The 15,606-nt window shown below is 60.2% G+C and carries 15 protein-coding genes; all 15 read left to right on the top strand.

Going from position 1 to position 15,606, the window contains the following annotated elements:
• Positions 1-4 precede the first annotated feature (4 nt).
• Positions 5-1,204, top strand: a complete 1,200-nt coding sequence (locus PMI11_RS30140) for a M20 aminoacylase family protein (RefSeq protein WP_007824972.1) — start codon at positions 5-7, stop codon at positions 1,202-1,204.
• The gene (locus PMI11_RS30135; RefSeq protein ID WP_037072497.1) at positions 1,201-1,758 is read left to right on the top strand and encodes a GNAT family N-acetyltransferase; all 558 of its coding nucleotides are present in this window, start codon (positions 1,201-1,203) and stop codon (positions 1,756-1,758) included. Before PMI11_RS30140 ends, PMI11_RS30135 begins: the two co-directional genes overlap by 4 nt.
• Before the next feature lie 38 nt (positions 1,759-1,796).
• Positions 1,797-3,575, top strand: a complete 1,779-nt coding sequence (locus PMI11_RS38440) for an amino acid ABC transporter permease/ATP-binding protein (RefSeq protein WP_007824970.1) — start codon at positions 1,797-1,799, stop codon at positions 3,573-3,575.
• 90 nt (positions 3,576-3,665) lie between these two features.
• Entirely contained in the window at positions 3,666-4,610 is a 945-nt protein-coding gene (locus PMI11_RS30120) for an ABC transporter substrate-binding protein (RefSeq protein ID WP_007824968.1), read from the top strand.
• A 63-nt stretch (positions 4,611-4,673) separates the two neighbouring features.
• On the top strand, positions 4,674-5,627 hold the full coding sequence (locus PMI11_RS30115; RefSeq protein ID WP_037072496.1) for an ABC transporter substrate-binding protein: 954 nt from the start codon (positions 4,674-4,676) through the stop codon (positions 5,625-5,627).
• Positions 5,628-5,638: 11 nt separating this feature from the next.
• A complete protein-coding gene (locus PMI11_RS30110; RefSeq protein WP_007824964.1) occupies positions 5,639-6,676 on the top strand; it encodes an LLM class flavin-dependent oxidoreductase in 1,038 nt (345 codons plus the stop codon).
• A gap of 38 nt (positions 6,677-6,714) precedes the next feature.
• Positions 6,715-7,311, top strand: coding sequence for a 2-hydroxychromene-2-carboxylate isomerase (locus tag PMI11_RS30105; RefSeq protein ID WP_007824963.1), 597 nt, complete (start codon positions 6,715-6,717; stop codon positions 7,309-7,311).
• 703 nt (positions 7,312-8,014) lie between these two features.
• Positions 8,015-8,608 (top strand): transglutaminase-like cysteine peptidase, encoded by a 594-nt coding sequence (locus PMI11_RS30100; protein WP_007824962.1) that lies wholly within the window; start codon positions 8,015-8,017, stop codon positions 8,606-8,608.
• Between the two features lie 167 nt (positions 8,609-8,775).
• Entirely contained in the window at positions 8,776-9,651 is an 876-nt protein-coding gene (gene panC, locus PMI11_RS30095) for a pantoate--beta-alanine ligase (RefSeq protein ID WP_007824960.1), read from the top strand.
• On the top strand, positions 9,648-10,469 hold the full coding sequence (gene panB, locus PMI11_RS30090; RefSeq protein WP_007824958.1) for a 3-methyl-2-oxobutanoate hydroxymethyltransferase: 822 nt from the start codon (positions 9,648-9,650) through the stop codon (positions 10,467-10,469). Before panC ends, panB begins: the two co-directional genes overlap by 4 nt.
• Positions 10,470-10,771: 302 nt before the next feature.
• On the top strand, positions 10,772-11,974 hold the full coding sequence (locus tag PMI11_RS30085; protein WP_007824956.1) for an MFS transporter: 1,203 nt from the start codon (positions 10,772-10,774) through the stop codon (positions 11,972-11,974).
• Between the two features lie 206 nt (positions 11,975-12,180).
• Complete coding sequence (gene msuE / locus PMI11_RS30080) at positions 12,181-12,741, top strand: FMN reductase (RefSeq protein WP_007824954.1); 561 nt, start codon at positions 12,181-12,183, stop codon at positions 12,739-12,741.
• A gap of 241 nt (positions 12,742-12,982) precedes the next feature.
• On the top strand, positions 12,983-13,819 hold the full coding sequence (locus tag PMI11_RS30075) for a MetQ/NlpA family lipoprotein (protein WP_007824952.1): 837 nt from the start codon (positions 12,983-12,985) through the stop codon (positions 13,817-13,819).
• Positions 13,820-13,905: 86 nt separating this feature from the next.
• Complete coding sequence (locus tag PMI11_RS30070) at positions 13,906-14,988, top strand: methionine ABC transporter ATP-binding protein (RefSeq protein WP_007824949.1); 1,083 nt, start codon at positions 13,906-13,908, stop codon at positions 14,986-14,988.
• Positions 14,969-15,606: methionine ABC transporter permease (locus PMI11_RS30065; RefSeq protein WP_007824948.1), on the top strand; the 638-nt coding region annotated here is incomplete at its 3' end. The genes PMI11_RS30070 and PMI11_RS30065, both read left to right, overlap by 20 nt.

Genomic DNA, 15,606 nt, shown 5'->3' with positions numbered 1-15,606 from the left:
TTCCATGAACGTCATTCCAAAACCTTCGCGCAGCCACGATCCGATCGAGACGGGAATTGCCGCCTATCTCGATGAATTCATCGCGCTGCGCCACGACCTTCACCAATATCCGGAGCTTGCTTTTCAGGAGCGCCGCACGAGCAAGCTCGTGGCATCACACCTTTCCTCCTGGGGTTATGAGGTGGCGACGGGCATTGCCGGCACCGGCATCGTCGCCACACTGGCCCGCGGAAACGGCAAGCGCTCCATCGCCATCCGAGCCGATATGGATGCCCTGCCGATCGAGGAGGCGACAAGCCTTTCCTATGCAAGCAGCAATCCCGGTGTCATGCATGCGTGCGGCCACGATGGCCATACGACGATCCTGCTTGCCGCTGCGCGCTATCTGGCAGAGGCCGGCAATTTCAGCGGTACGTTGCGGCTGATCTTCCAGCCGGCCGAGGAAATCGGTGCCGGCGCCCGCAAAATGATCTCGGAAGGCCTGTTCGAACGGTTTCCGGTCGATGCAGTCTTCGGCCTGCACAATTGGCCGGCCGTGCCAGCCGGTAAGTTCGGCTTTGTAGCCGATGCCGCCATGGCCTCGGTCGACCAGGCGGCCATCCGCATTGTCGGCAAGGGCGGACATGGCGCCGAACCGCACCGCGCCGTCGATCCGGTGCTGGCCTCGGCCTCCTTCATCACCGCGTTGCAAAGCATCGTCTCTCGCAATGTCGATCCGCAGGATATGGCCGTCGTCACCGTCGGCTCGATCCATGCCGGGTCGGCGTCGAATGTCATTCCGGAGAGCGTCGAGCTGAAGCTCACCATGCGTGCCTTCAGCCAGGCGGTGCGCGACAAGCTCCAGGCACGCGTGCCGGCGCTTGCCCGCGCTCAAGCCGAGAGCTTCGGTGCGACAGCCGAGGTCGATTACCGGCTTGGCTTTCCGGCGCTCATCAACCATCGAGCCGAGACGGCCTTTGCCCGCGATGTCGCGCTGTCCTGCTTCGAGCCGGAAAGCATTGAGGCGGGGTTTCGCCCGCGCACGGCAAGCGAGGATTTTGCCTTCATGCTGCAGGAGAAGCCGGGCAGCTATCTCTTCATCGGCAATGGCGACAGCGCGCCTCTTCACAGTGCCCATTACGATTTCAACGATGCGATCATTGCACCGGCCGCCCGCTACTGGGTGCGGCTCGCCGAGACCTTCCTCACTGACGACAACGGGTGACGAACGACATGAGCGACACGTTTCTCTACACTTCCCCCCTCGACCCCCGCGCCAAGCCGCTGATCGACGAACTTATCCACGAATATGACAGCCGCTACGGAAACTATTTCAGCGAAGAGGGTGCCGCGGCAGAGCTCAACCGCTATCCGCCCGAGGCCTTCGCGCCGCCCGTCGGCAATTTCGTGCTGCTTGTACGCGATGGCGAGACGATCGGCGGTGGCGCCTTCAAATATTACGATGAGCAGACGGCCGAATTCAAACGTATCTGGACACGCTCCGACCTGCGCCGGCAGGGCCTTGCCCGCAAGGTTCTCGTCGAGCTGGAAGGGCAGGCTGCTCGCCAGGGCTATCAGCGGATCTACCTGACGACCGGCTTTCGCCAGCCGGAGGCGGTCGGCCTCTATCTCAACTACGGCTATACGGCGCTCTTCGACCCCAAGGTCGACCCGGAAGTCTACAAGACGCTGCCCTTCGAGAAGGACATCCGCCACCTCGCACCGCAGCTGTCGGCCAACGCCGATCGCCCACCACTACAGGCAGCAGCAGGTCGCTGAATCCAGGCAAAGAACGCTCCATAAAAAGGGGATATACGATGGCACTGACGAGTAACTATGCCTGCATCGATACCGGCAGCAGGGCAGGGGACCGGACGCTTCAGGACTATTCCCGACTGAGGATCGTCCCGGCGCGGCATCCCGGCCGGGTTGCCGGCACCATATTCGCTGCTCTCGTCATTGCCGCCGTCCTCTATTCGACCTTCACCAATCCGCGCTGGGGCTGGGATGTTTTTGCCGAATGGTTCTTTGCGGCACCCGTTCTTGCCGGCCTCGGGCGCACTCTGCTCTTGACACTGTTGGCAACGATTTCCGGTTCGATCCTCGGCACGGCGCTGGCGCTTGCCCGCGTCTCGAGATCGCCGCTGCTGTCAGGATTATCCTGGGGCTACATCTGGCTGCTGCGATCTATACCCGTCATCGTTCTGCTGTTGGTGTTGAACAATCTCGGCTATCTATATGAAACGATTACGCTCGGTGTGCCGTTCACCGGCACCGTCCTCTTCGAATATCCGACGACACAATTGCTGACGCCCTTTGCCGCGGCGTTCTTCGGCCTCACGCTCAATCAGTCGGCCTTCTTCGCCGAGATCGTCCGCGGTGGCATCCTGTCCGTCGATCAGGGGCAACTTGAAGCTGCTTCGGCGCTCGGTCTCTCGCGCCGTCGTCAGGCATTCCGTATCGTGCTGCCGCAGGCGATGCGCTCGATCCTGCCGACCGGGTTCAATGAGATCATCGGTCTCGCCAAGGCGACCTCCATGGTCTACGTGCTTGCCTTGCCGGAACTGTTCTATACGGTGCAGGTCATCTATCGCCGTAACCTCGAAGTCATTCCGCTGCTGATGGTGGCGACCGTCTGGTACCTCGTCATCATGACGGTGCTGTCGATCGCCCAGCATTATATCGAGCGTTATTTTTCCAAGGGCGCATTGCGCAACCCGAAGCCCTTGCCCTTCCAGTCTTTCCTCAAGCGTTTTGCCCGCCCTTTGCCTATAGCGGCGATCTCCGGCGACTTTACCCGTACCTCCGGCTTCCGTGACGCAGCAGTTCTTCGCACCGGCGGGACGGTGCGCATCCACGGCATTTCCAAGAGCTTCGGCTCTCTGAAAGTGCTCGATAGTATCGACCTCAATCTGCCGGCCGGCAGCGTCACCGCCATTCTCGGTCCCTCGGGCTCGGGCAAGTCCACGCTGCTACGCGCCATCAACCATCTGGAGCGCGTCGATGGCGGCTTCATCTCGGTCGACGGCGATCTCGTCGGATATGAGCAGAAAGGTGATGTGCTCTACGAGCTCAAAGAGAAGGACATCCTCAAGCGGCGCGCCGATATCGGCATGGTCTTCCAGAGCTTCAACCTTTTCCCTCATCTGACAGTGCTCGAAAACCTGATCGAAGCGCCGATCCAGGTGCGTGGCGTGAGCCGTGAAGAGGCCATCCAGCTTGCCCAGGAACTGCTTGCCCGCATCGGCCTCAGCGACAAGATCAATGCCTATCCGCGCCAGCTTTCCGGCGGCCAGCAGCAGCGTGTCGCCATTGCCCGCGCCCTGGCGCTGCGTCCGAAGGTATTGCTGTTCGATGAGCCGACCTCTGCGCTCGATCCGGAACTGGTCGGCGAAGTCCTCGATGTGATCAAGGAGCTGGCGCGCACGGGTACGACGCTTGTCATCGTCACCCACGAAATCGGCTTTGCCCGCGAAGTTGCCGATACCGTCGTCTTCATGGATGGCGGCCATATCCTCGAGGCCGGCTCGCCGGCCCGCATCTTCAATGGCGCGGAACACCCCCGCACACGAGAATTCCTCGCCAAGGTTCTCTGAAAAAGAGCGAGGCATCAGCAGATCCGGCCGCGACGGGCGTCCGGAGGGTATGAAAAGAACAACAACCCTAAGATGAAATGGAGAAGGGAAATGGCATTCAGAAATAGAGCCAACTACCTGCTTGCCGGGGTCGTCGCCCTGACGGCACTCGGTCTTGGCACGGCGCAGGCCGCCGAGAAGTTCAACCTCAGCCCTGATACGTCAAATCGCGTGCGTGCTGAAAAGGACGAAGCCGCGATCAAGACTATCGCGCCGAACTTCAAGTTCGTCGAACCGGGCAAGTTTACCGTGGCGGTCAACGCCTGGGACCCGCCGATCGCAACCTATGCATCGGATGCTGCGACCGTGGTCGGCGCCGATCCGGATCTGGCGCAACTGCTCGCCGATTCCTTCGGCCTCGAACTGAACCTCGTTTCGGTTGCCTGGGCGGATTGGCCACTCGGCGTCTCCTCCGGCAAGTATGACGCCGTCATCTCCAACGTCACGGTGACGGAGGAGCGCAAGGAGAAATTCGATTTCTCCACCTATCGCAAGGATGTGCTCGGCTTCTACGTCAAGTCCGACAGCAAGATCACCGAGATCAAGGAACCGAAGGACGTTGCCGGTCTCAAGGTGATTACCGGTGCTGGCACCAACCAAGAAAAGATCATCCTGGAATGGGATCGCCAGAATGTTGCCGCCGGCTTGAAGCCGATCGAGGTTCAATATTATGACGACCGCGCCGCAGCCGACCTAGCGCTGCAGTCCGGCCGTGCCGATGTCGAGTTCAATCCGAACGCGACGCAGGCGTATAGCTCTTCCATCAAGGGTCATACCAAGCTTGTCGGTATCGTATCCGGCGGCTGGCCGCTGACGGCTGAAATCGCCGTCACCACGAAGAAGGGCGCCGGCCTTGCCGATGCCGTAACCGTCGCCCTCAACGACCTTATCAAGAACGGCAAATACGGCGAAGTGCTGAAGCACTGGAGCCTGAACGCCGAAGCGATCGACGAAGCCAAGACCAACCCGCCGGGGCTGCCGAAGAGCGGTTCGTAAAGGATGGTCTGACGGACTGGCGTTGGAGGTCGCGCCGGTCCGTCCTCGTTTTCATATGTAATTATGGAGAGTTCTCTCGTGACGATATTTTCAAGGCTGCGCATCGCATCGATTGCCGCCATCGCATCTCTGATAACCTGCTATTCGGGCATGGCTGCGGCTGATGAATTCGACCTAAGCCCCGAGCAGCCCAACCGCGTGCACGCTCAGCGCGACGAGGCGGCGATCGCGTCCATTCCCAAGGATTTCAAGTTCGTCACATCAGGCAAATTCACGGTTGCCGTGAGCCCGGGAGGACCGCCGCTTGCCACCTATGCGACGGATGCCAAGACCGTCGTCGGAGCCGATCCCGAGTATGCGAACGCCATTGCCGAAAGCCTCGGGCTGCAGCTTGAACTCGTCCCGGTTGCCTGGATCGACTGGCCGCTTGGCCTGACGTCGGGCAAATATGATGCTGTTATTTCCAATGTCGGTGTGACCGAACAGCGCAAGGAGAAGTTCGATTTCTCCACCTACCGGAAAGGTCTGCACGGCTTCTTCGTCAAGGCGGACAGTGCGATAAATTCGATCAAGGAGCCGAAGGATGCGGCGGGACTGCGCTTCATCGTCGGTGCCGGCACCAATCAGGAACGCATCCTGCTGAAGTGGAGCGACGAGGATGTCGCTGCCGGCCTCAAGCCGCTCGAGCTGCAATATTATGACGACGAGGCGGCAAGCCTGCTGGCGTTGCGATCCGGCCGTGCCGATGTCATCGTCCAGCCGCATGCGCAGCTCGTCTATATCGCCGCCCGCGACAAGAACCTCAAGCGGGTCGGAACGCTGAGCGCCGGCTGGCCCGATCGCTCCGACGTCGCGATCACCACCCGCAAGGGAAGCGGCATTGCTGACACGCTGACGCTCGCCACAAATGGCCTGATCAAGGACGGAACCTACGCAAAAATCCTCGAGCATTGGCAGCTCTCGGAAGAGGCACTACCTGCCTCCGAGACAAACCCGCCCGGCCTGCCGAAATTCTGAGTGAGGATGAGATGAGCGGAAACACGATTTCGATCGGCCATATCGGCTTCCTGACACCTGGCAACTACCCGGATGACGACCCGCTCTCCGGCCTCGAAAAGACGTTGCAGCTTCTTGGCTTCGGTGAAAAGCTGGGTTTCAACAGTGCCTGGGCCCGTCAGCGGCATCTGGAGCCCGGCATCTCATCGGCGACCGCCTTCCTCGCGGCCGCCACCCAGCGCACAGGCCGTATCGAACTCGGTACCGCTGTCATTCCGATCGGTTACGAAAGTCCCTATCGGCTTGCCGAGGATCTCTCGACGGTCGATATCCTGTCGAAGGGACGACTGAATGTGGGCCTGAGCGCCGGCCGTCCGCTGCATGCTGATCTCATCGGTCCGCTTGCCTTCGACGGCGATTGGCAGAACCATGATTTCTCGCATGAGCGCGTGCTGCGCTTTGCCGGCAATCTCAAAGGAACCTATCTCGGCGACGAAAATACGTTCATCAAGACGCCCTTCGGACCGCAGCGTCCGCGCCTTCAGCCCTACGCGAAAGGCCTGATCGATCGGATCTGGTATGGCGGTGGCTCGCTGCGGTCGGCCTCATGGGCTGGCCAGAACGGTTTCAACCTGCTGATCGGCAATGTCACATCCGGCGAGGAGACTGATGACTTTTTCCTCGCCCAGTCCCGTCAGCTCGAAGCCTATCGGGCTTCCGGCGGAGCGGAACGGCGCGTGGCGCTCGGTCGGGTCATCGTGCCCTTTGACAGTGCGGATGCAGCCACCCGTCAGCGATACTCAGACTATGCCGCCGGACGATATGAGCGCACGCTGTCTCCCCAGGGTGAACGACGCACGCTGTTTGCCCGTGATCTCGTTGGTACGTCAGAGCAGATACTCGAGCGCCTTCTTGCCGATCCCATTTTGCCGCATGTGAGCGAGCTCAGGCTGGAATTGCCCTATGAGTTCGAGCATGACGAATATCGCCAGATTCTGCATGACTTCGCCACGCGCATTGCTCCCGAGCTCGGCTGGAACACGAAGGCTGCCCTCCGAGCGGCGTCGTGAGCGGCGCGACAAACGCCAGAATTGTAGGAAATCTCTCCGTGACGAAATCAGTTGAATATTTCTTCTCCATCAGCTCGCCTTGGTCCTATATCGGCCTTGATGCCTTTGCCGAACTTGCCGTAAAGAACGACATCACCGTCAAGCCGTATCTGACGACGGTCGTTGAGGAGAATGGCGGGATTTTCTCGCGCAATCGCCCTGAAATCCGCCGTGCCTACTGGATCCGCGATCTCAAGCGCTGGGCAGGGGTGCGCGGCAAGCCTCTCATCCTCGAAAATCGCCCCGAGCTCAGCGATCCGACACCGGCCTCCTTCTTCGTCATTGCCGCATATCTCGATGGCCAGGATTGGATCGGCGTGACGCGCGCTCTTCAGCATGCCTTCTGGAGCGAGGCAAAGGATATCGGCAGGCCCGATATCCGCGAAGCGATCGTCAACGCTGTCGGTCTCGACGGCACGGCCCTGTTGCGCCGGCAGGCCGATGACGATGTCCAGCAGAAATGGGCAGCCGATCGCATTCATGCACGCGAAAGAGGCGTCTTCGGCTTCCCGACCTTTGTCCATGAGAACGAGCTCTACTGGGGACAGGACAATTTGCCCTTCCTCGAACGCCATCTTCATGGCGACAAGCCGTAAAAGGCCGACGCAGCGCGTTCCGACGAAGAGCTGGTGGCGGCTGCAAGCGCATCTTCCGGCGCGGCTGCAATTGCCGATGCAGGCGCTCTTGCTCTCTTGCAGAGCGGCCACGGCGAATGGGACATGGCGGCAGCGACGGCAACGCAGCCTCCCGCTCCGGCAATATCGGCGGCTTCTTTGTCAGAGCTGACACCACCCTTCCTGACGGAACCTGGAGGCCTGGCGTCCCTAGCCGCTAGGCTCGATCGTCGATGTCGGGACGGATTGAAGGGCGACCAGAATCCAGTCCGCGACGGGCATTAGATCTCAGTCCGGCGTCGCTCGGACATGGTGTGATATCTCCTGTTGTCGAGTACGTGGCCTTTCCAAATCAGCACCTCTCTCGACAATTGAATTGTCTTCCAGCCGCACTAGTTTAAATTGTCAAACCGTTGGTGGCATGCGTCTGGTTGCGATGCGCATGCCGCCAGCTGCGTTGTGACTGAAGGAACGGATACGCCCTGAACTTGGATGCATCTGGCTCGCAAAGTGTGACACGCATAGGGTGTATGCATTTGAAAGGTGATCGCCTCCGGAAGCATCCCGGAAAATAAGAGATCGCGACCAAGCGCCCAGTCGTCCGAATGACGCGCGCCTGAAAGGGCTTCATCACCGCTGGGCGAACCTCATCATTGTTCGATCAACCACCACACGGAGGTAGAATATGTATAAGCATGAAGTGGTTATCGTGGTGACACTTGCATCCCTGTTCGCGGTTCAGACTGCTTATGCGGACGGTCCTGCCGGTGCAGCCCGTGGCCTGAAGACGGCGCCTGTGTTCAGCTATATTTCTGAAAAGCGCCGGACTGCCGCGCCTTTCGCGCATGTGATGTTTTGCGCTCGAAATCCCGATGAGTGCACTGCTCGTGGCGATGCTTCAGAAGTCTCCTTAAGTCCCCTGGCGGACGAGCAGCTTCGCGCTGTCAACACCTCGGTCAACCGCTCGATCCGCTCGCTCGACGACCGGCCCGATCAGGGCGATGTCTGGCAGGTGAACGTCACGGCGGGCGATTGCGAGGATTTTGCGTTGACGAAGCGCGACCACCTCATCGCCTTGGGCTGGTCGACGAAGGCACTTCGGATCGCGGTGACCAAGACGCCCGCCGGCAAGGGCCATGCGGTTCTGGTCGTCAAGACCGATCGTGGCGATCTGGTGCTCGATAACCGCACGAATGCAATCAAGAGCTGGAGGGACACGGATCTTCGCTGGCTGATGATCCAGTCGGGTGACAATCCGCGGATATGGTACGAACTTTAGATGCCAGTAGGAAATCCGCCGCTTCGGTTGCGGTCCGCAATATTTGAACACGCCCTGATGGAAGCTTCTTCATCTAATCAGTCTTATCGAAAAGAAACCATTGACCTGGGCCCCCGCTTACATCTTCTATCCGCCCCCAATGTCAGGAAGGCGGCCAGGGAGGGCACATGCAGGTCCTATCGAGCATTGAGGCGGTGCGCGCAGCGCTTGCAGCGGTGAAGACAGATGGCGGAGCTGTCGGTTTCGTGCCGACGATGGGTTATCTTCACGCGGGGCACATGGAACTTGTCGCGCGAGCGCGCGCTGAAAACGAAATCGTCGTTGCCTCGATCTTCGTCAATCCGCTCCAGTTCGGGCCAACAGAGGACCTGACCAGATACCCGCGTGATCTGGAACGCGACAGAACGATGCTGGAAAAGGCTGGCGTCGATATTCTGTTTGCGCCCGGTGTTGAGGATATGTATCCGCACCCGATGAAAACCGTGGTCGATGTGCCGGAGCTTGGCTGCGAGCTCGAAGGCGCCGTTCGACCGGGGCATTTCGCGGGCGTTGCTACCGTTGTCAGCAAGCTCTTCAATATCGTCCAGCCAGGCAACGCCTATTTCGGCGAGAAGGATTACCAGCAAGTCGTCATCATCAAACGGATGGCAGACGATCTGGCTCTGCCAGTGCGCATCGTTTCGGTGCCGACGGTTCGGGATGCGGATGGTCTCGCTCTATCTTCTCGCAACGTCTATCTCAACGAGGAGGAGCGACGCGCAGCGGTCATCATCCCGCGCGCATTGGACGAGGCAGAGCGCCTTGTCGCTCAGGGCCTCACCGACCCGCAGGTCCTTGAAGCGAAGCTAGTCGGCTTCATCGGCCGTGAACCCCTGGCAAAGCCGGAAGTCGTCGCTGTAAGGGACGCCTCGACGTTGAAGCATGTGGCGGAAATCGAGGACGCGGTGGTTGTCGCACTGTTCGTGCGGATTGGTTCGACCAAGCTTCTCGATAACCGGGTGATCGCGAGAAAAGGTTCGTCTGGAACGGGAGACGCACAATGAGCGCTGTCAGCTCCGCAAAACGCCTGACGCCAACACGAATCCGGGCGATGAAGGGCGGAACGCCGATTGTGTGTTTGACGGCCTATACTACGCCGATGGCGCGGCTCCTGGACGAACACTGCGATCTCCTGCTCGTTGGGGATTCGCTCGGCATGGTTCTTTACGGCATGGAGAGCACCGTGGCGGTGACGCTCGACATGATGATTGCCCATGGCAAGGCGGTGATGCGTGGCGTCGCTAAATCCTGCGTGGTCGTCGACATGCCCTTCGGCAGCTACCAGGAGTCGAAGGAGCTGGCCTATCGCAATGCTGTACGCATTCTGCAGGAAACCGGGTGCGACGCGGTCAAGCTCGAAGGTGGCGAGGAGATGGCCGAGACAATTTCCTTCCTCACCGCGCGCGGTATTCCGGCCCTCGGGCATATCGGGCTCATGCCGCAGCAGGTTCACACCGCAGGCGGCTACCGATCTGTCGGACATTCCGAGGAGGAGGTTGCCAAGATCCGGCGTGACGCCGACGCGATCGGCAACTCGGGAGCCTTCGCGGTCGTCATCGAGGGCACGGTCGAAACATTTGCCCGCGAGGTGACGACGGCAATTCCTGTTCCGACGATCGGGATCGGTGCCTCGGCTGCCTGTGACGGCCAGATCCTGGTTTCGGACGACATACTCGGACTGTTCAACGATTTCACGCCGCGCTTCGTTAAACGATACGACGAACTTGGAAAGAGGGTCGGGGTGGCGGCTGCCGCCTATGCAGAGGAGGTGCGCTCCCGCGCATTCCCCACGGAAAAACATACATTCAAGCGCCGGTCTTGATCACGCGGCCTATTGCGTTGGAGAGCCCGGCAATAAGCCATATCGGCTCCAACCCCTGGAACAGTCGCCAGAGCGGGATCGGCGCGTGAGGTGGCCGAATTGCAGGATCGGGAACAAAAATCTTAAAAACGGCGTACCGATCCGCGTAAAACTGGGCTGTAATCGTTCCTCTTCATACGATAAATGCTTTTTCAGCGACCGCCGCTGACAATTCACTTCCCAAGCCCCGATCGCCTTAAGAACAGCCCGCACGAAAACCGACGATGGCCCGGCACGATTCCGGCCGCGCAGGAGGAAGACCAATGGCATCCGTTGCCGAGAGCGCCCCCCGCTTTGAAAAGACCGCAATGTCCATCCTGGTGGCAGTCAGCTTCTGCCACATGCTCAACGACATCATGCAGTCGCTGCTTGCCTCGCTCTATCCACTCTTCAAGGCCAATTACAACCTCGATTTCGTGCAGATCGGTCTCCTGACCATGACCTTCCAGGTCACGGCCTCGCTGCTTCAGCCGCTCGTGGGCATCGTCACCGACCGCTGGCCGATGCCCTATTCGTTGCCGGTCGGCATGGCAAGCACCTTCTGCGGCCTGATCCTCCTCGGCAATGCCGGCAGTTTTGAGTTGCTCCTGGTTGCCGCAAGCCTGATCGGCTTTGGTTCGGCCGTCTTCCATCCGGAATCCTCGCGCGTCGCGCGTCTTGCTTCCGGCGGCCGTCACGGCTTCGCCCAGTCCTTCTTTCAGGTGGGCGGCAATGCCGGCCAGGCGATCGGTCCGCTGCTGGCCGCCTTCATCGTGCTGCCGAACGGTCAGCACAGCGTGTCCTGGCTTTCCGGCATCGCCATGGTCGGCATGGTGGTCCTGAGCTGGGTCGGGAACTGGTACATAAGTCACCGCCGCCAGCACGCCAGCAAGGCGGCCCCAAGCCGCACGCTACCGCTGCCTCAGAGCAAGGTCGTCTGGGCGCTACTCATCCTCGTGTTGCTGACGGCGACGAAGAATGTCTACATGGCAAGCGTCTCAAGCTACTTCACCTTCTACGTCATCGACCGTTTCCAGCTCGATGTGCAGCAGGCGCAGCTCATGCTCTTCCTGTTCTTAGGTTCCGTTGCCACCGGCACCTTCCTCGGCGGCCCGATCGGCGATCGTTTCGGCGCCCGCTTCGTCATCTGGTTCTCGATCCTCGGCGTCATTCCCTTCGCGCTGCTGTTGCCCTATGCGAACCTCTTCTGGACGGGCGTGCTCAGCGTCGTCATCGGCCTGATCTTCGCCTCTGCCTTCTCGGCCATCGTCGTCTTCGCGCAGGAGCTGGTGCCGGGGCGCGTCGGCCTGATCGCCGGCGTCTTCTTCGGTTTCGCCTTCGGTGCGGGCGGTCTCGGTGCGGCCTTGCTCGGGGGCTTTGCCGATACGCACGGTATCGCCTTCGTCTACCGCATCTGCTCCTACCTGCCGCTGCTCGGCCTGTTCACCATCTTCCTACCGCGCATCCCGAAGCATCGAGCGGTTTAAGTTTCGCACTCCGAAGGAGGCACCTAAAGCGTTTCGGTGCCTCTTTTGCGTCAGGGCAAGCGCACGGCGCGGCGTTGCGTTCGAACGAACATTTTTTCCCCGGCCTTCGGCGAAGACGGATCGTCATTTCTTTAATCTACTATTTTGATGGATAATATCCGTCATATGATGCAGCCATCGACGGCGCGATAGTGGAAGGAAATGATATGTCTGCACCCAAACTGGTCGGTCTTGCCGGCAGCTTCAATCGTCCCTCGAAGACTTTTGCGCTGGTCGAGAATATCGCCGGCCTCGCCGCCGAAAAATATGGCTTCGACAATACGATTTACGACCTGACGGACGTCGGCCCCTCGCTCGGCCAGGCGTTGCGCCGCGACGATCTCGACAATCGCGCCAGGGAAATCATCGCCGACATCGCCAATGCCGACGTCCTCGTCATCGGTGCGCCGACCTTCAAGGGTAGCTATCCAGGCCTTTTCAAACATCTGATCGATCTCATCGACCCGCACGAGCTGCGTGCAAAGCCGATCGTCATCACCGCGACCGGCGGCGGCGACCGCCATGCGCTGATGGTCGAGCATCAGCTGCGCCCGCTCTTCGGCTTCTTCATGGCCCACACGCTGCCGACCGCCGTCTATGCCTCGGACCGCGATTTCACCGACTATCGCGTTTCCTCCGAACAGCTTTCCAAGCGCATCGGGGAGGTCATCGGCGAACTCGCTGCCTTCTTTCCGGGCAGAAATTCGAGACTGATCGCAGCGGAATGAACGATATTGCAAGAGGGATTTCGGCGGCGCCTTCGGGCGCCGTTTTGTTTTGAGTGTGCCTTGCAGCTGGCATTTAATCCATAAATTTGGTGGAATTTTATCCTGCCGCTCTCGAAGACGCGGCAAGAGTTTTTCCGGTGGCGAGAAGACATCAGACGTTCGTGCTTCGCTCGCAGTGAGCGCATTTGCAATTATCCGCCTGCTCGGGGCTCGGCCTCATTCAGTCAGACGGGATAAAAAAATGACCAAGAACAAGAATTTCGGCGCCATTTCGCTTTCGCGCCGCGCGGCTCTCTCTGTTGCCGCCTCTGCGGCTGCGCTCATCGCCTTTGCTGCGCCGGCTCCTTCCTTTGCCGAAGACAAGTCGATCAAGGTCGGCATCATGAGCGGCGAGGACGAGGATGTCTGGCGCGTCGTCATCAGCGAAGCCGCCAAGAAGGGTCTCAAGATCGAGACGATCACCTTCAACGATTATACGCAGCCGAACGAGGCTCTGGAGCGCGGCGAAATCGACGCGAACGCCTTCCAGCATCAGCCCTATCTGGACAATCAGGTCAAGCAGCACGGCTACCATATCGTATCCGTCGGCTACACGGGCGTCTGGCCGATCGGCCTCTATAGCAAGAAGCACAAGTCCGTTGCCGAACTGCCCAACGGCGCCGTAATCGGTGTTCCGAACGATCCGTCCAACGAAGGCCGTGCGCTCCGCGTTCTGCAGAACGAGGGCCTGATCAAGCTGAAGGATGGCACGGGCATTCTGGCAACGATCGTCGACGTCTCAGAAAACCCGAAGAACATCGAGATCCGCGAGCTTGACGCCGGTATCGTCGGCCGTTCGATCGATGATCTCGACGCCGGCATCGTCAACACCGATTGGGCGCTGAAGAGTGGTCTGTCCCCGAAGGAGCGCATCGCGCAGGAGCCGATCGCCGACAATCCCTATCGCAACTTCATCGCCGTCAAGGAAGAGAACAAGGATGCCGACTGGGTAAAGACCCTCGTCTCCTCCTATCAGAACGAGACGGTGAAGGCCGAATTCGATAAGGTCTATAAAGGTACTGGCCTCAGCGCCTATTGATTTCGCCGTCCTTGGAAGGGCGTCAGCAACCGAGGCGGCCCTGGACTTTTGCCAGGGCCGCCTTCAGCGTTTGTGAAGGAACGAGCATGAATTCAATTGTCTCCGCTTCAGGCATCGAGACGCGGCAGGCCGATGCCGAAGAGGTCGTGCGCCTGAAGGATGTCATGCGCAAGTTCGGCGTGACTGCAGCACTCGACGGCGTTTCGCTCAGCGTGAAGAAGGGCGAAATCCTCGGCATTATCGGCCGCAGCGGTGCCGGCAAATCGACGCTGATCCGCTGCCTCAACGGTCTCGAACGGGCTGATAGCGGCGAGATCGTCATCGAGGGCCGCGACATTGCTGGTCTTGCCGAGCAGGAGCTGCAGCCCTTACGCCGCCGCATCGGCATGATCTTTCAGCATTTCAACCTGCTCTCGGCCAAGACGGTCGAGGAGAATGTCGCCCTGCCGTTGAAGATCGAGGGTATTGCTAAGGCCGAACGACTGAAGCGGGCGCGGGAGCTTCTGGAACTGGTCGGCCTTTCCGACAAGGCCAAAGCCTATCCATCCTCGCTTTCTGGCGGCCAGAAGCAGCGTGTCGGCATTGCCCGCGCACTCGCCGCCCGCCCAGCCCTGTTGCTGTCCGACGAAGCGACCTCGGCGCTCGATCCGGAGACGACGCGTTCGATCCTCGCCCTGTTGAAGGATATCAACCGTAAGCTTGGTCTTACCATTCTTCTGATTACCCATGAGATGGAGGTGGTGCGCGGCATTGCCGATCGCGTCGCCGTCATCGATGCGGGGCGCATCGTGGAGGAAGGCCAAGTCTGGTCGATCTTCGGCGATCCGCAGGCGGTGATCACAAAAAGCCTGCTCGGCGGCATCCGCCCGCAGCTTCCGGAACACATTGCTGCACGCCTGTCGCAGACCGGCGGCACGGAAGCTATCCTCAGTGTCGATCTTGCTGGACCGGAAGCGCAGGGCGCGCTTTTTGCTGACCTCTCGGCAGCGTTGCCGCATTCCTTCCGCCTGGTGCACGGTGGTATCGATCATATCCAGAACCAGCCCGTGGCGCGGTTCTTCATTGCCGTTCCTGCGCGCGATCCCGCGCTTGCCGGGACGGTCGAACAGTTTCTGAAGGCCCGGTCCGCCCGGGTGGAGGTGCTTGGTTATGTCACCGATCATGATTAATCTGCTGCTGCGCTCGCTTTGGGAGACGGTGCTCATGACGGCAGCATCCGGCCTGATTTCGCTGGTAGCAGGCTTGCCGCTCGGTCTGGCGCTGGTGCTGACGAACCGCGGCGGCATTGCCGAAAGTCTCTGGATCAACCGCATTCTCGGCGCCGTCATCAACGGCTTTCGTTCAGTGCCATTCATCATCCTGTTGGTGGCACTGATCCCGCTGACGCGCCTTATCGTCGGCACGGCGATTGGCACCTGGGCGGCCATCGTTCCGCTCGCAATCGCGGCCACTCCCTACTATGCCCGTATCGCGGAAGTCTCGCTGCGTGAGGTCGATCGCGGACTGATCGATGCAGTGCGCGCCATGGGCGGCAATCGCTGGACAATCATCCGCGAGGTTCTCGTGCCCGAAGCCCTGCCGGGCATCGTTGCCGGCTTTACCGTCACGTTGGTGACACTGATCGGCGCTTCAGCGATGGCCGGCGCCATCGGTGCCGGCGGTCTGGGCGATCTCGCCATCCGCTATGGCTACCAGCGCTTCGAGACCAATGTCATGATTGCCGTTGTTGTCGTTCTCATCGTTCTCGTCTGCGGCATCCAGTGGCTGGGGGACCGGCTGGTCGCCCG

This window comes from Rhizobium sp. CF142 (assembly GCF_000281145.1).
GTDB lineage: Bacteria > Pseudomonadota > Alphaproteobacteria > Rhizobiales > Rhizobiaceae > Rhizobium.
Note: the sequence above shows the minus strand (reverse complement) of the source record. Positions and strands in the feature narration are given on the sequence as shown.

What these genes read in the sequence shown, in the direction of transcription:
- PMI11_RS38440 (WP_007824970.1), top strand. Translation starts at nt 1,797, where the DNA reads ATGGCACTGACGAGTAACTATGCCTGCATCGATACCGGCAGCAGGGCA.
- PMI11_RS30100 (WP_007824962.1), top strand. Translation starts at nt 8,015, where the DNA reads ATGTATAAGCATGAAGTGGTTATCGTGGTGACACTTGCATCCCTGTTC.
- panC (WP_007824960.1), top strand. Translation starts at nt 8,776, where the DNA reads ATGCAGGTCCTATCGAGCATTGAGGCGGTGCGCGCAGCGCTTGCAGCG.
- msuE (WP_007824954.1), top strand. Translation starts at nt 12,181, where the DNA reads ATGTCTGCACCCAAACTGGTCGGTCTTGCCGGCAGCTTCAATCGTCCC.
- panB (WP_007824958.1), top strand. Translation starts at nt 9,648, where the DNA reads ATGAGCGCTGTCAGCTCCGCAAAACGCCTGACGCCAACACGAATCCGG.
- PMI11_RS30110 (WP_007824964.1), top strand. Translation starts at nt 5,639, where the DNA reads ATGAGCGGAAACACGATTTCGATCGGCCATATCGGCTTCCTGACACCT.
- PMI11_RS30115 (WP_037072496.1), top strand. Translation starts at nt 4,674, where the DNA reads ATGGAGAGTTCTCTCGTGACGATATTTTCAAGGCTGCGCATCGCATCG.
- PMI11_RS30120 (WP_007824968.1), top strand. Translation starts at nt 3,666, where the DNA reads ATGGCATTCAGAAATAGAGCCAACTACCTGCTTGCCGGGGTCGTCGCC.
- PMI11_RS30070 (WP_007824949.1), top strand. Translation starts at nt 13,906, where the DNA reads ATGAATTCAATTGTCTCCGCTTCAGGCATCGAGACGCGGCAGGCCGAT.
- PMI11_RS30140 (WP_007824972.1), top strand. Translation starts at nt 5, where the DNA reads ATGAACGTCATTCCAAAACCTTCGCGCAGCCACGATCCGATCGAGACG.
- PMI11_RS30075 (WP_007824952.1), top strand. Translation starts at nt 12,983, where the DNA reads ATGACCAAGAACAAGAATTTCGGCGCCATTTCGCTTTCGCGCCGCGCG.
- PMI11_RS30085 (WP_007824956.1), top strand. Translation starts at nt 10,772, where the DNA reads ATGGCATCCGTTGCCGAGAGCGCCCCCCGCTTTGAAAAGACCGCAATG.